This window comes from Shewanella sp. 11B5, assembly GCF_002836795.1.
Classification (GTDB): domain Bacteria; phylum Pseudomonadota; class Gammaproteobacteria; order Enterobacterales; family Shewanellaceae; genus Shewanella; species Shewanella frigidimarina.
This window is the reverse complement of sequence record NZ_PJAP01000779.1, coordinates 1-1,765: the sequence shown is the minus strand read 5'-3', so window position 1 is coordinate 1,765 and position 1,765 is coordinate 1. Positions and strand designations below refer to the sequence as shown.

The 1,765-nt window shown below is 41.9% G+C and carries 1 pseudogene; it reads right to left on the bottom strand.

Annotated elements, in window-relative coordinates:
• Positions 1 to 1,466 precede the first annotated feature (1,466 nt).
• Positions 1,467 to 1,765 (bottom strand): annotated as a pseudogene (locus CXF78_RS16370) (phosphomannomutase); the annotation flags it as partial.

The following is a 1,765-nucleotide window of genomic DNA, read 5'->3' as shown; positions in this document are numbered from 1 at the left end:
AAAGGCTAAAGCAAAAGCCTAGTTGCTAGATTCTAGAGCGCTGCGCTGCTATAAAATCTTTACTGCGAAGCAGTCCCTAGCAGGACGAAGTCCGCCCTAGAAGCGAAGCGCACTAGCCGCGTAGCTTCCTAGACTCTATGACTCTAGGGCGCTGCGCTGCTAAGTAGAGCAAAAGCATTAGAGTCTAGATTGCTATCGCACGTCATCGCTCTCTATCGCTTGGCACCAAGCTCAACTGCTGGAGCGAAGCGCACTATCCGCGTAGCGGCCTAGGCTCTTGTTCATCGGCCTAGAGTCTAGTTCATTTATTATCGTTTTTATAATTTTAGGATTAGCTGACTCGTTAAGGAACAAAGGCGTTGCCATGTTTCTTATGAGAATTGAGTGAACATAATCCATTATTTATTCGGGGATATTAGTCGACAAGCCAAAAAAGGCTCATTCGCTATTTATTGTTCGATATCGCCTGATACCGCTCTAACTACTTGATTCTAGAGCGCTGTGCTTCTAATAGAGCAAAAGGCTGGAAAACAAAAGCCTAGTTGCTAGATTCTAGGGCGCTACGCTGCTATACAATCTTTACAGCGAAGCTGTCCTTAGCAGGACGAAGTCCGATCTAGAAGCGAAGCGGTCTAGAACTTAGCCGCTAGATTGCTATCGCACGTCATCGCTCTATACCGCCTGACACCGCTCTAACTGCTAGAGCGCTGCGCTGCTATAAAATCTTAACTGCGAAGCAGTCCCTAGCAGGACATAGTCCGCCCTAGAAGCGTAGCGGCCTAGAACTTAGCTTAGCCGCTAGATTGCTATCGCACGTCATCGCTTTATACCGCCTGACACCGCTCTAGCAGTTAGAGCGGTCTTCAGACACGCTACCGCCCATAGGTTACGGCTCCAGCATGCCTAAAATTTCTACGAAACTTCCATTTTTTGAGCATTTACGACTAAATTAAGTCGAATATGCATTTTGAGCGCTGATTATACTTAAAAATTCTGTAATTTACAGACGGAAATGACAATCTTGTGATTAATTTTGCCATTATATTGCGGTTACATGACAGAAACACTACAGTAACAAAAACTAATATACTGTATTAAACCCAGATAAATCATCATGATAAAAATACAGCAACGGTTACAATTAGATATTTGACTTGCTGTATATATTTTTAGTCATAAAAAAAGGATATTGCATCAGCAATATCCTTCCGTTGAGGTAAAAATACACACTTATTGTGTTTTTTAAATAATCTGCCTGTAGTTAACTTTTTATTTTGTCAGTGTAATTGCATATTTTCACTGAAACCGACTGATACACCCTTTTCTACTTTAGACCGTGCTACTGCAGTTGTTTAACTTGCAGTAACTTGGTTGCAATATCTTGTTAGTATTGGCTAGTCACAATAAATGATTGTTACATGTTAACACCAAGTATTAAGCACTAGTCTTAAGCCCTAGTATAAGCACTACATGTTCGCCAAAGTGCGAGTCATAATAGTTAGTACTTTGGTTACCCATTGTTTTGCAGTTTCAAGATTATCGGCTTCGACATAACAACGAAACTCAGGTGCATTACCGGATGGGCGTAAATGAATAATTAATCCGTTTGCTAAGGTTAGCCGCAGACCATCGGTTGCATCAACATTAACAAGTTCATCGGCATTAACGCCCAATGTTGCTAGCAATTCTTGAGGTGATGCATGCACCGTTGTAATGATGGCTTTGCTTTTGTCGGTTGGAAAGTCTTTTAAACGATCGCTGTGAG